14 protein-coding genes are annotated in these 11,999 nt (G+C 43.7%); 6 read left to right on the top strand and 8 right to left on the bottom strand.

The annotated features are described in order from the left end of the window. The first annotated feature begins 162 nt into the window (after positions 1-162). Genes JKP82_RS09035 through JKP82_RS09020 form a run of 4 tightly spaced genes read left to right on the top strand, consistent with a single transcriptional unit; the run spans position 163 to position 1,892 of the window. Complete coding sequence (locus tag JKP82_RS09035; RefSeq protein ID WP_159531567.1) at positions 163-480, top strand: DUF883 domain-containing protein; 318 nt, start codon at positions 163-165, stop codon at positions 478-480. A gap of 3 nt (positions 481-483) precedes the next feature. Beyond that, the gene (locus JKP82_RS09030; RefSeq protein ID WP_159531569.1) at positions 484-996 is read left to right on the top strand and encodes a hypothetical protein; all 513 of its coding nucleotides are present in this window, start codon (positions 484-486) and stop codon (positions 994-996) included. 56 nt (positions 997-1,052) lie between these two features. Then, positions 1,053-1,310 (top strand): hypothetical protein, encoded by a 258-nt coding sequence (locus JKP82_RS09025; protein ID WP_159531571.1) that lies wholly within the window; start codon positions 1,053-1,055, stop codon positions 1,308-1,310. A gap of 30 nt (positions 1,311-1,340) precedes the next feature. After that, positions 1,341-1,892: a CC0125/CC1285 family lipoprotein gene (locus JKP82_RS09020; protein WP_159531573.1), complete on the top strand. Its 552-nt coding sequence runs from the start codon at positions 1,341-1,343 to the stop codon at positions 1,890-1,892. Between the two features lie 80 nt (positions 1,893-1,972). Here the strand turns inward: JKP82_RS09020 and yfbR are convergent, their stop codons facing one another. Continuing rightward, positions 1,973-2,626, bottom strand: coding sequence for a 5'-deoxynucleotidase (gene yfbR / locus JKP82_RS09015; protein ID WP_159531575.1), 654 nt, complete (start codon positions 2,624-2,626; stop codon positions 1,973-1,975). A gap of 254 nt (positions 2,627-2,880) precedes the next feature. Between yfbR and JKP82_RS09010 the strand changes: the two genes are divergently transcribed. Then, on the top strand, positions 2,881-3,057 hold the full coding sequence (locus JKP82_RS09010) for a DUF1328 domain-containing protein (RefSeq protein ID WP_041452796.1): 177 nt from the start codon (positions 2,881-2,883) through the stop codon (positions 3,055-3,057). Between the two features lie 64 nt (positions 3,058-3,121). Continuing rightward, a complete protein-coding gene (locus JKP82_RS09005; RefSeq protein WP_083820183.1) occupies positions 3,122-3,316 on the top strand; it encodes a hypothetical protein in 195 nt (64 codons plus the stop codon). Positions 3,317-3,367: 51 nt separating this feature from the next. Here JKP82_RS09005 and JKP82_RS09000 read toward each other — a convergent pair whose 3' ends face one another. The 7 genes from JKP82_RS09000 to JKP82_RS08970 all read right to left on the bottom strand — a co-directional run bounded on the left by JKP82_RS09000 (position 3,368) and on the right by JKP82_RS08970 (position 11,857). Next, on the bottom strand, positions 3,368-3,583 hold the full coding sequence (locus tag JKP82_RS09000; RefSeq protein WP_159531577.1) for a hypothetical protein: 216 nt from the start codon (positions 3,581-3,583) through the stop codon (positions 3,368-3,370). Between the two features lies 1 nt (position 3,584). Next, entirely contained in the window at positions 3,585-6,554 is a 2,970-nt protein-coding gene (locus JKP82_RS08995) for a DUF349 domain-containing protein (protein WP_218396729.1), read from the bottom strand. Next, complete coding sequence (locus JKP82_RS08990) at positions 6,544-6,837, bottom strand: YeaC family protein (protein ID WP_218396727.1); 294 nt, start codon at positions 6,835-6,837, stop codon at positions 6,544-6,546. The genes JKP82_RS08995 and JKP82_RS08990 overlap by 11 nt, the downstream gene beginning before the upstream one ends. Continuing rightward, complete coding sequence (locus tag JKP82_RS08985) at positions 6,834-7,163, bottom strand: M48 family metalloprotease (protein ID WP_013783656.1); 330 nt, start codon at positions 7,161-7,163, stop codon at positions 6,834-6,836. The genes JKP82_RS08990 and JKP82_RS08985 overlap by 4 nt, the downstream gene beginning before the upstream one ends. Before the next feature lie 198 nt (positions 7,164-7,361). Then, positions 7,362-9,020 (bottom strand): alanine/glycine:cation symporter family protein, encoded by a 1,659-nt coding sequence (locus tag JKP82_RS08980; RefSeq protein WP_159531583.1) that lies wholly within the window; start codon positions 9,018-9,020, stop codon positions 7,362-7,364. 102 nt (positions 9,021-9,122) lie between these two features. Then, positions 9,123-10,253 (bottom strand): M14 family metallopeptidase, encoded by a 1,131-nt coding sequence (locus JKP82_RS08975; protein WP_159531585.1) that lies wholly within the window; start codon positions 10,251-10,253, stop codon positions 9,123-9,125. Between the two features lie 158 nt (positions 10,254-10,411). After that, positions 10,412-11,857 carry a glyceraldehyde-3-phosphate dehydrogenase gene (locus JKP82_RS08970; RefSeq protein ID WP_159531587.1) on the bottom strand — a complete coding sequence of 482 codons (1,446 nt, stop codon included), beginning with the start codon at positions 11,855-11,857 and terminating at the stop codon, positions 10,412-10,414. Between the last annotated feature and the right edge of the window lie 142 nt (positions 11,858-11,999).

Raw genomic sequence — 11,999 nt, 5'->3', positions numbered from 1 at the left:
CGGCCTACCTTGCAACTCTTACGTTGAATTAAAATTCAGCCTCCCCCTCAAAATACGGAATAGAACAAAATAGATTAAAAACAACAAGTTAAATATTATGTGTATCTTGGTACAAGCGTTGCAACTCTCTATATGCAATCTAGCAAAATTAAGGAGAGTACTATGGCAACACAAACTACTACGCCAAAAGCAGCGAAAGTGAATAGCGTAACCGAGCCTAGTCACCCAGTCACGGATCAGTTAAAAGAAACACTTCATTCGTCAGTTGATAAACTGGCTGATAGTGCAGCCGTAGCTGAGGACAATATTCGTAACACGGCAAGCCGCTCTGCGGACAATATGTCTGAACGAAAACGTTTAGCTGAGCAAAAATGGCAGTCATCTGGTGTACGCAAGTATGCTATCGAGAACCCGTTAGCAACTGCTGGTATGGCTTTCGCAGCAGGTATGTTAGTTACTTCATTATTTCGCAAGAAATAAAGCATGCAGCCTTTACCAGATTTTCGTAGTGCCACATACACGCTGAGCAGCGAAAATCCGTTTCGCCTGACTTCTCCGAGAAGTCAGGCGACATTTCGCATTCCCCAGCAAAGTTCACAAGGCGCGTCATCCGAGTCGTCTAACAACAATCCCCCAGACATTACCTTTGAAGAGGCGCTGGCTTCTTTTAAAGCGCTTTACGCACAGAAAAAATATCAAGGCTTTGCATTAATCGACCTGATTAACGCTGAACTTCAACTCATTACCAAGTCGATTTTTGTCAGCATTTTTGGCGCACTTACCGCATTTGCATTAGGTGGCTTTTGCTGGATTTTACTCAATTCGTGTATTGGGTTAGCGATGCACCATGCCGGCATGCCTGCATTACTTATTATGGTTATATTGTTACTGGTTAATAGCGTATTAAGTGTCGTTGCATTTATACATGCACAAAGTGCATTTCGTTTTATTAATCTAAAGCGGCTTACCACATTAATGCAGTCTTTAACCAAGTAGCAGCAAACTCGTTACGGGATTGCCGTCAATCAGCGTAAAACTAAGGAGCACTTATCATGAATATTTTTCTGAAAAAGAACTTAGAGGATATCAGGCAGTGCCAGCATAATTATTTAGCCCAAAAACATCATGCTGAAGAATCATTTGAAGAGGCTAAGCGAGATTGTCGTCTGCTTATGGGCAAACCTGAAGTATTATTGGGTATTGTTGCCGCTGGGGTTTACAAAGGTATAAATACTGACGCTCCAAAGAGCAAAAGAAATCAAGCTATTATGACTTTTGTGCGCACCACCGCACTTTCGTTCCTAAAATAATAGTCACTACAATTAATACAAGGAATTACCATGCGCTTACCAATAAAAATGAAAATAGCGGCTTTAGCATGCAGTTTATTTGTTACCGCTTGCACCACTACACCTGTTGCCTCGCCAACACCCTACAAATCTGCGGTCACTAAAGAAGGCTATGGGTATTCTAGCGTTCAACTAACCGACAATGAATACCGAGTATTATTTAAAGCAACAGATCGCACACCAGCAGATGTCATTCAGCAATACGCATTGCGCCGGGCCGCTGAACTCGCTAACAAACATAATTATGAATGGTTAACTATTGTCAAAACCGACGTTGATAAAAAACCTGTCATGGCCAGAGCAGTGACCCACAGTACAGATGAACCCCAACCATTTGCGACCAACCAGCAATGCACTATGTCTGGTTGTACCGAGGTGGCACAGCCTGCACCGGGTCAAGGGCAAAACACGGTAACGCAGACACAGATTAATGACGTTTACTTCTCCATTCTGGTCAGAATGAGCAATACCCAGGGCAGTTTAGGCAAAAACGCGATGTCTGTTACAGAAATTCTCGCTGACCAAGTAGATAACGTTAAGTAAGCGTGATTCAAACAGAAATAATTTTTGATGAAATGACCGCCAAATGGCGGTCGTTTTGTTTACAACGCACATTGCTTTATTTAACTTTGCTCAGAATCTAAATGCAATGTGTTGGCTCGCTCCACCCAATCAAGATCTTTGGTTTGTTCATCCAAGGTCCCCTTGGCATCTTCTAAGAAGACTTTACAAAAGTAATCTACTGACTGAAACCTCTCTCGGTATTGTTTCAATTGCACTTCCATTTCATACATAGCGTTTGAAAACTCTGAATTGGATTTTGACAACTCATAATCACATTTTAGATACGCACATAACACGTCAGCGGCTTTAGCAAGCCGTACATGAATATCATCTTTATCTTGTTCTATTAAAGGCTGGTAGCGCTTCTGTAAAGGCTCAGGTAAGGTTTGTATCAGCATAGCCTCAAACCTACGCTCCAGCTTTTTAATTGCCGCAGTAGTTTCAGGGTCGTGGTACTTCACAGGGCTTGGAATGTCACTCATGCCTGCAATCTCGCTGCCTTCATGGAAAATAGCCATAGCAGCGACTCGGTCGGGGTTAACATCCTCATTGAACACATCCGCTGCGATAGCGCCTAGCATGTGAGCGACCATAGAGGCTTCGTAGATGTGTGTAGATAACATTTCTTCTTGAAATTGTGCCATTAAAGGCCATCGTTTCACGTTTCTTGCCCGTTGCATTAAACCTATAAATGCGGAGTGAGTTTTTGCCATTTCGCGCCCTTTAGCATAACGATAGTAAAAATTGATAGTAGCATTTGCAGATCGGGAATGCTGCCTTGCTTACTATGCCCCCCGCCATGTAAAAAGTGCAAATGCTCTGTAAACCTTGTTTAGCCGACGAAGACATTACCAGCCAAAAGCAGTGAAATTCAATATCAAATACATATAAATCATGCACTTAACATTCAGGCACGGAGTTCGCATTAATAACTATGTCAGTAACGGAGCAAAAAGAGGATTTAGCTATGTTAGGTTGGGCAATTACTTTTTTCATTATCGCCATTATTGCAGCAGTTTTTGGTTTTGGCGGCATCGCAGGTGCAGCAACAGGTATCGCACAATTTTTATTCTTTGTGTTTATCGCCTTACTAGTGATTTCACTAGTCGCGAATGCCTTACGCGGTCGGTCACCACGAGCATAGATTTACCACACATTTAGATATTTTTAGATATTTTTAGATACTTTTAGGAAACAGGAGAATGGACATGATCTCACAGAAATCATTATTGAAACTTTTAGCAGCTGGTACATTTGCACTTACACTTGCGGCATGCGGTGATAACAATGCAGAAGATGCAGGCGAAGAGCTAGACGAGATTGTTACAGATGCAGGCAACGCGGTAGAAGATGCTTGTGAAGATGTTAAAGAAGGCGCAGACGCCGAAGATAAAGACTGTTAATACTCGCTTTATCACAGAAAAAGCTGATGGACGTTGTCCATCAGCTTTTTTTTATACTTCTTCCCCGCCAAGCTCTCGCGCTAAGTCGTCTAAATCAGATAACGTACTATCAAATTCAGCTACCGCATACCGGTAAGATACCAACACGTGACGATCAGTGCGGCCAAACTTCACGACAAGCGAATCAACATCCATGTGTTTAACCGTGTTGATAAACCGATACGCCGTCATCTCGCTGGCAAAACCAAATTCAACTTGGCTTTTCATCTTAAGCAACTACCTCTGGATTGTTATCCAATACATTCACTACCCGTTCAAGTAAATGCGTTTCTTGGTCATCAACTTTCCCATGCGCAATCCAATCTTCTAACAACTGCGCAGGAGACAGGCTCTCGCCCTTCTCGAGTTTCGCTGTCATCATGGTTAGCTGCACATTGGTTCGCATGCTGCTATCGCTCTTAGGGCTAGGTATATCAGTAGCGGCTTCTAACGCCACGGTTAGCCAATGACGACTTTGTTGAACAGGTGTAGGCTTAGACAGTGCAGACTTCCATCGCTTTCCTAGCATGTCAGCGTCGTCATCACTGATGTTAGTAATATCGCCTGCCCGCAAGCTTTCACTTAACACCGAAATAACCGATTGAGCACGCTGTTGTACTTGACGCACATGACGCTGCTGCGCACGTGTTTGCTGTTGTTTTTGAATACCGGCTATTTTCTTATCAAGTTTTACACGCATAGCACCAGGCAAGTCTTTCGCACGCGATTCGATATCCTGTATTGAAGTAGCAATCGTCGATTCATCAGATTCCGAGTCAATAGCATTCAATTGAGTAAAAAGGGTATTAAAGGTTTCATCAAATGCTGATGACTGTGCCTTACGTTGTTCTTTTAGGCGACCGAACAATGCGTCATTTGCTAGGCGAAACTCACGCCACAATCGGCTTTCATCACGCTTACCGGCATGGCCTATGGCTTTCCAACTGTGTTGAAGCTGCTGCGCGGTTTCAGTGGCGCTAGCAATATCTTCCTCTGCTAACAGCGCTGATGCTTGCGCAACGAGTTGCTGCTTCGCTTTTTTATTCATCGCATGCCACTGGTTCACTTTGGTTTGCAGCGGGCTGATGGTTTTGTTCCACCGTTGCTTTAACGACTCGTATTCACGCTTTTCAACCTGACCACACTCATGCCACTGCTTAACGGTTCTATCGAACAGTTTAGCCAGCACCGCTTCGTCCTGTGACAAATCGATGGCAGCAACTTGTTCAATTAATGACTGACGAGCTTTGAGCGCTTTCTCACGCTCAGCATCCAATGCAGCGTAATGTTCGCGACAAGGCTGAAACGCAAGTTCTAAAGCGGCGTCGAAAGCACTTTGTAGTGTGTTATCGTCGCTGCCAGCGCCTAGCGAAAGCCACTGCTGACGTAGATAACGAATGGCTTCCCCGCGCTGTTTTATATCTTCGACGGGAGTTGAAGCTAATGTCTGCGCTTCCTCTACCAGTGCAGGTTTTCTAGGTGCCGCGATATAATCTTGCCAGCCTTCAAGGTGAGCGATATCTTCGGCAGTTTTCTCAAAACGCTTAGCCAATTGTTTCTTAACATTTTCAGGCATAGATTCGAAGGTTGCAGATAGCTTTTCAAACTTGGTAATAGCCCCGCGGTACTTACCTTGAGCAATTAAGTTATCCACTACACTGATTTGCTTTCTGCACTGGCGAAGCGCGTGATCTACTTCTGCTTTTTTAGCTTGTTTTTTCTGACTGAAAACACGCGAAGCTGCATGCCAGCGCTTATTAATGGCGCTTGGTACTGAAATAAGTTCATTGCGTAAGTCGTGATACTTTTCACTTAACGCTTTAAATTCGGCTTCGATTGATTCTGGGGCTTTATGGCTAACCTCATCATTTTGATGGGTGCCATTTTGAACAGCGTCTCCTTCAATAGATACACTTTCAGTTGTATCAGTGCTTGCAGCTTCGGGCAATTCAGCAGTTTGTTCTGTTAGCCCTTTCTCTTTATCGTCTTGTGCACTTTTTGTCGATTCAGAAGGCGTGCCTGCCGTCTGTTGTTGCCTAGATTCTTCTGCTAGTGATTCCACCTGAGACAAGCAAATCAGAAGCTTTTGACCGTACTGCTGTTGCATCGAAAAGGCTTCTAAACTCTTGTTTAACGAAGCTATTCCAGTACGAACTTCTTCAAGCAGTTTGGCGCTGCCCCCTATTGAAGCCATATGATCTGCGCTTACTTCTAATGCGCGTACCGATTCATTCACTACCGCTACATCAGCAAGGGTAGCCTCACATAAACGCTCACCATAAAGCCAATTAACTTGTGTGGTAGCATGCGATAAATGCTGCTTACAAAGGGCTTCAATCTCGGCTTTTTCTTTTGCTGCTTTTTGCGCTTCCCACTCAGGTCGAATACGCGATAAGTGACGAGATACCTTTTCGCTAATGCGCGCGAATTTAGCGTCTACCGCCGTCTTATCGTCTGAACTCAATATCGATGAATCTGTCATTAAGTCATTATATTCACTTAACAATTCAGCTTGGCGCTTGTCAATATCTTCAACATCTGATTTATCAACCAGCGCTTGATATTTAGACAAACACAGAGTAACGCGTCGCATTAATTCAATAGGCTTTTCGGCTTGCGCTTTCAATACTTGAAGCTTTGTAGCTATAGCGGCGTGAATAGCACTATCTCTGCATTTTTTCTCCAGCTTCTGTAGCACACTACTATCTTCAATTGTGCCCAAAATAGCTTGTTGCAGTGCGTTATCTGCATGATGAAGAAAAATGGTTTGGGTAAAAGCTGGCTTATCGACTTTGTGAAGCAACGTCATCACAAGAATATTATCTGCCAATAAACTTGGGTCGTTAACCAATACAGTCTGAATTAATTCACCATTGGCACTTTCACGCAAAAATGACGCTTTTTCATTCGCGTTTATGGTTACATCACCCTGTCCCATCAAGGCTGCTTCTACCGTGCGTTCAGCAATTTTTTTCACCTTCGCATGATGGGCGCTTTGTGACATTTTAAGCCACAATACAAACGTATTTAACTTGCTAAGGGCTGCAAGGCTAACATCAGCATTGGCATCGTTAAACGCAAGTTCGTGTAAAATAGTTTTGTCTGTTGGCTTTTCGGGCGACAGGCTTTTAATGGCTTCCAGTCGTTTTTCGGGATTCTGACTGGTGTGAGAAGGAGCAAAGAACCGACTAAATATCATCCTGTTTAAACCGCGCTATAGTGTTGTTATTATCTTCTTGCTTGGAAAGTGCACGTTTAAAATCTGATTTACTTTTATGCACTATTTCGCCGCTTTCATTTACCGTCATGTGTTCCGACGATTTCTCAATTTTTGCTTGATACAGCATAACTGCCTGCATACAGCTGGCTTTCTGCTCTTCACTTAATGGTGTACCATCAAGCCATTTACCGGTTTCCACGGATTGACGCAGGCGTTCATACACCTCTGGCGTCATACTATTTAGTAATACATCTATATTCATGAACGGAAACGTTTAATAAGTACAATTCTTACGCGGTTGACAAGATACCACACGAAACCCGCAATACTGGCTACAATAGCGAGATTATGTTGCAAGTCGCCGGGTCTTGTTCCGCCCCAATACATAAAACCGAATCCCGCCACAAATATGATCATGGCTATAAGCGATTGATTTTGAATACTCTGTAACTTTTTGAATTTCTGTAGATTTTTCTTACGTTCAATATCTTCTGAGGAAGCATCGCCTATCTTGAAATCACAATGTGGGCATATTTTTGCTTTGTCAGACGTTTTCTTATTGCACGATGGGCAGTCAACGAGTGCCATAGTTTGCTCCTGTAGGAATGATGCGGAAATAACCAGGTAGCATTGGTTTTAGAGGTGAGTATTTTACGTATTGAAATGCGTATTGCAAAGCCTATTCAAAGGCAGATGAACATTAATATAATTTAATTGAAATTGTGATGTGAAAGCCAAACTCAAAAGGCTACCACGTTGGCTTACACACCACGTTCACGTTAGCGATTATTTTTTGTGTCTAGACCAATAATCGTTAACGGTTTCTTTCATTTCTTTACTGAGCAGCACAATACCAAATAGGTTAGGTAAAGTCATTACCACAATGGCCACTGCCGACAGTGCCCATACCAGGGTGGTATCAGAAAAAGCAGCCCATACAAAGCCAGCTACGTAAATAACGCGATATGGCATCACCGAGCGGGGACCAAGCAAGTATGTCATCGCCCTGTCACCATAATACGACCACGCAATAGCCGTTGAGAACGCAAACAGCATAAGCCCGATAGACACTATGTATTGCCCAAAGTTACCAAAATACCCGCGTGTAAAGGCAATGGTCGTTAGTGCTGCTGAGTGCACCAATGATTTACCGCTCACCTCTAGGTTGTCTCGTACGGGTTTACCATCTTCAATTTTTAATGTTCCGGTAAACAAGTCTTCGCTGCCAATGTTGTATTTAACATCCTCGGCAACTGAGCGTGAATTTAACAAGGTAAAGCCATCGCTAACCGCAGTGCCGTTCACCACAGTGATACTCCCTGTATACGCTTTTATCTCGTTACCTTCGACATCGTTTAGGTAACCGTAAAGCTTATCAACATCGGCTTGATCGCTATCGTCATATTGGCCTTGAACGAAGAACATGTCAGAACGATCGAATACGTTTTCATGTTTTTCTTTCCATACACCAGAAGACAAGATAACCAAACCAGTAACTGTACAGATAATGATGGTATCGATGAAAGGTTCAAGTAACGACACCATACCTTCTGATGCTGGCTCTTTTGTTTTCGCCGCAGCATGCGCAATTGGCGCAGAACCTTGACCCGCTTCGTTCGAGAACAAACCACGGTTCACACCACGGTTAAATGCATAAGCAAGTGACGCGCCTAAGAAGCCCCCAGCTGCTGCAGACCCTGTAAATGCATCTTTAATTACTGCGGTGAAAGAAGGAATAATATTCTCAACGTTCGCGAAGATTACCGCTAACGCACCAATAAGGTAAATAACCGCCATTACCGGCACTACCCGCGCAGTAAAGGCGGCAATGCGTTGAATACCACCAAGGATAACGAGCGCAAGCAAAATACCTAACACGCTACCTACTGCCCATGGCTCAAAACCAAACGTAGCTTCAATACTTTGTGCAATGCCATTACTTTGCGGCAGGTTCCCGGTACCGAATGAACTCACCACAGTGGCAATGGCAAAAGCTACCGCTAACCACTTCATGTTTAAGCGTCTGTCCATGTAATACATGGGACCACCCGCCATGGTGCCATCTTCGGTTTTCACACGGTATTTGTGAGAAAGGGTAACTTCAACGAATTTCGTGGTCATACCTAAAAAGGCGGTGACCCACATCCAAAATAATGCTGCTGGGCCCCCTAAGAATATGGCGAATGCCACACCACTGATGTTACCGGTACCCACTGTACCTGATAACGCGGTGGTGAGTGCGCGGAAATGGGTGGTATCCCCTGGGTCGCTCTCTTTATCGAACTTGCCCGTTACCACTTGCCATGCATGTTTGAAAAAACGAATTTGAGGAAATTTAAGGTAGATAGTGAAGAACAGACCTACACCGAGCAATACGTAAGGAAACCACCCTGCGCCGCCTAAAAAACCATCCAGTATGACGAGAAAACTATATAACCCTTCCAAGGTATCACCCCTTTATTATCTTGTTGTTATGATTTCTATTATTGTATTTATTAATAAAGCCCCGTTGAAAAGGGGCTTTTTTTGTAATGCTAATTTAACGTATTAACCATTTAACTTCTTTACTACGGCATTTACGGCAATAAGTAAATCCTCGCCTAGCTGTCTGCTGCGCTGAACAGACCAGCCATAGATTTCATCTGGTACATCAGCATTGTCTTTGAACGGCATTTCAACAGTGTAAGACATACAGTTAAATTTCTCACCCACTGCGTTTGCTGCCACGGTTAGGTTCCCCTCACCTGGCGCATCTTTATCGTATCCAAACTCGTCCTGAAACTCTGGCGTTGCATTTAATAACGCATCTTTAAACGTATTTTCTAGCGCTTTAATTTCATCAGAATAACTTGGATTACCTTCACAGCCTGCCACAAAATTGTACGGCAGTGCTTCATCACCGTGCAAATCGACAAACATATCTACGCCAATTTTTTCCATCGCATCCATGACATAAAGCACTTCTGGGCTTTTGTCAGCACTTGGGGTTGCCCACTCACGGTTTAAATTGGTGCCTACCGCATTGGTACGTAAATGACCGCGTGCGCTACCGTCAGGATTCATATTGGGTACTACATAGAACACAGCGTTATCCAGCAATTGTCGCGCCAGTCCGTCTTGCTCATCTAGCAAACGGTAGATGAGGCCTTCCGCACACCACTCGGCCATGCTCTCACCTGGGTGCTGCCTGGCAGTAACCCATACTTTCTTTTTATTAGGTGCTTCTTCGCCAATCACTAGCATGGACATATCGCGGCCATCTAGGGTTAAGCCTAAAAAGCGATGCTCACATAGCAAGGACATTTGCGCATCGTGCACTAGGTCAAGATGCCTTTCGTAGCTATAAGGAATGAAGTAGGCGAAATAAACGCTAGGCTGTTCGAGTGTTAGAGAGAATGTGAGGTTATCGCCATCAAACTCGCTGGGAATACGAAACCATGTTTGGCGATCGTATGATGCAAGCACATTGTAGCCTTTCCAGCCATCTGGATAGGCAGACTTTGCCAAGTCAGTAATGGTCATTGTATGAGTAACAAACGACTCGCCAACTAAGCGAAAGTGAAACCATTGAGCAAATTCAGATTGGTTATCTTTTGGAATGGCAAGACGGATGTCTTCAACCGATTCAGCGCTCAACACGTCAATGTTGCCGCTATCGAATTGACTAGAAATATGCATAAACTGTCGTTTCTCTTCTTAATTTTAGCGGTAATTTAGCATAGTCAGCAATAGAAATACTATGTGCCGATGCGCTATTTATGCCACTTGAAGGCACGGTTTTGTTTACACAAATAAAAAACCGACCCTAAGCGGTCGGTTTTTATTCAAATTGAATATTAAAGCGGCAATGTTGGGAAGCTCATCCCTGCCATATCGCGGATAACACGCATTACCTGACAGCTATAACCAAACTCATTATCGTACCAAACATAAAGAGTAAGGCGTTTGTCTGCCACAATAGTCGCTTGTGAATCTACTACTGACGCTGCACGTGAGCCTACTAAGTCAGTAGAGACAATCTCTTTGCTCGCCGTGTAATCGATTTGGTGCTGTAAGGTAGAAAAAAGTGCAGCATCCCGTAAAAATTCATTCACTGCTACTCTATCTGTGCCTTTCGCTAAGTTAAGGTTCAAAATAGCCAGTGAAACATTCGGCGTAGGCACGCGAATAGCGTTACCAGTTAGCTTGCCAGCAAGCTTAGGGTAAGCCTTTGATACCGCTTTTGCTGCGCCTGTTTCGGTAATAACCATATTAAGTGGCGCACTACGACCACGTCTGTCACCCTTATGATAGTTATCAATTAAGTTTTGGTCATTGGTGTATGAATGCACCGTTTCAACATGACCGTCTTCAATACCGTATTCTTCGTCGAGTGCTTTAAGCACGGGCGTTATCGCATTGGTAGTACAACTTGCGGCTGAAAGAATTGTGTCGTCTGGCGTGATCTCTTCATGGTTTACCCCATGAACGATGTTTTTAATATCACCTTTACCTGGTGCCGTTAGTACTGCTTTAGACGCACCTTTCGCTTTCAGGTGCAAACCTAAACCATCGCGGTCACGCCAGATACCCGTGTTATCAACAATAATAGCGTTATCGATACCATATTGCGTGTAATCAACTTCGTCAGGGCTATTGGCGTAAATCACTTGAATAAACGAGCCGTTTGCTTTTAATGCATTGCGCTCATGATCAATTGAGATACTGCCATTAAATGGCCCGTGCACTGAGTCACGGCGAAGCAAGCTAGCTCGCTTTTCTAAGTCGCCATCGCGCCCACCACGCACCACAATGGCGCGTAAACGTAACTTGTTATTTTTACCTTGGCGCTCTATTAACAAACGCGCTAATAAACGACCTATACGACCAAAGCCATAAAGTACAACGTCTTGAGGCTTCTGATCGTCCTCTTTATCAATAACGTCGCCTAACTTCTCACTTAAAAATGCATGTAAGTCGTCGTTGTCTACCGCCGAACCGTAATTAAAATCAAAAGCCAGCTTACCAATATCAATTTGAGCAGGGGCAATCTGCATTTCGCTCAGCGCAAGTAAAATTGGGAAACTCTCCCGAAGTCGCAATTTTACTCCCTCGTGCAAGCGCACTTTGCGATGCGCTTTAATCACATCAGTCGCACTGGCATTTAATAAAGAGCGGCCATAAACTGAAATTTCTACTGCGCTATTTCGGTATAGCTTACCGATAAGGGGCAACATCATTTCCGCGTATTCCTGACGCTCTTGCCAGCTGCTTTGTAATTCCTGCTCAAACTGTTGGTTCATGTTTTTGCCTTTATCGACGTAAATTAACGGTATGTGACACGTCAGTTTTTTAATATTTTAGGGTACACTAGGTGAAGATTTCGTCTGACGGTGACGAGCAGTATCTTAAAGAAACAAACAAGGATGACCAAATTGTTGATAA

This window comes from Alteromonas lipotrueae (genome assembly GCF_019249215.1).
Lineage (GTDB): Bacteria > Pseudomonadota > Gammaproteobacteria > Enterobacterales > Alteromonadaceae > Alteromonas > Alteromonas lipotrueae.
The sequence above is the reverse complement of the archived record's forward strand: the minus strand, read 5'-3'. Positions and strand labels throughout refer to the sequence as shown.

Excerpts from the sequence above, each read along its gene's own strand:
- JKP82_RS09035 (WP_159531567.1), top strand. The coding sequence starts at position 163 with ATGGCAACACAAACTACTACGCCAAAAGCAGCGAAAGTGAATAGCGTA.
- JKP82_RS09030 (WP_159531569.1), top strand. The coding sequence starts at position 484 with ATGCAGCCTTTACCAGATTTTCGTAGTGCCACATACACGCTGAGCAGC.
- JKP82_RS09025 (WP_159531571.1), top strand. The coding sequence starts at position 1,053 with ATGAATATTTTTCTGAAAAAGAACTTAGAGGATATCAGGCAGTGCCAG.
- JKP82_RS09020 (WP_159531573.1), top strand. The coding sequence starts at position 1,341 with ATGCGCTTACCAATAAAAATGAAAATAGCGGCTTTAGCATGCAGTTTA.
- yfbR (WP_159531575.1), bottom strand. The coding sequence starts at position 2,626 with ATGGCAAAAACTCACTCCGCATTTATAGGTTTAATGCAACGGGCAAGA.
- JKP82_RS09010 (WP_041452796.1), top strand. The coding sequence starts at position 2,881 with ATGTTAGGTTGGGCAATTACTTTTTTCATTATCGCCATTATTGCAGCA.
- JKP82_RS09005 (WP_083820183.1), top strand. The coding sequence starts at position 3,122 with ATGATCTCACAGAAATCATTATTGAAACTTTTAGCAGCTGGTACATTT.
- JKP82_RS09000 (WP_159531577.1), bottom strand. The coding sequence starts at position 3,583 with ATGAAAAGCCAAGTTGAATTTGGTTTTGCCAGCGAGATGACGGCGTAT.
- JKP82_RS08995 (WP_218396729.1), bottom strand. The coding sequence starts at position 6,554 with ATGATATTTAGTCGGTTCTTTGCTCCTTCTCACACCAGTCAGAATCCC.
- JKP82_RS08990 (WP_218396727.1), bottom strand. The coding sequence starts at position 6,837 with ATGAATATAGATGTATTACTAAATAGTATGACGCCAGAGGTGTATGAA.
- JKP82_RS08985 (WP_013783656.1), bottom strand. The coding sequence starts at position 7,163 with ATGGCACTCGTTGACTGCCCATCGTGCAATAAGAAAACGTCTGACAAA.
- JKP82_RS08975 (WP_159531585.1), bottom strand. The coding sequence starts at position 10,253 with ATGCATATTTCTAGTCAATTCGATAGCGGCAACATTGACGTGTTGAGC.
- JKP82_RS08970 (WP_159531587.1), bottom strand. The coding sequence starts at position 11,857 with ATGAACCAACAGTTTGAGCAGGAATTACAAAGCAGCTGGCAAGAGCGT.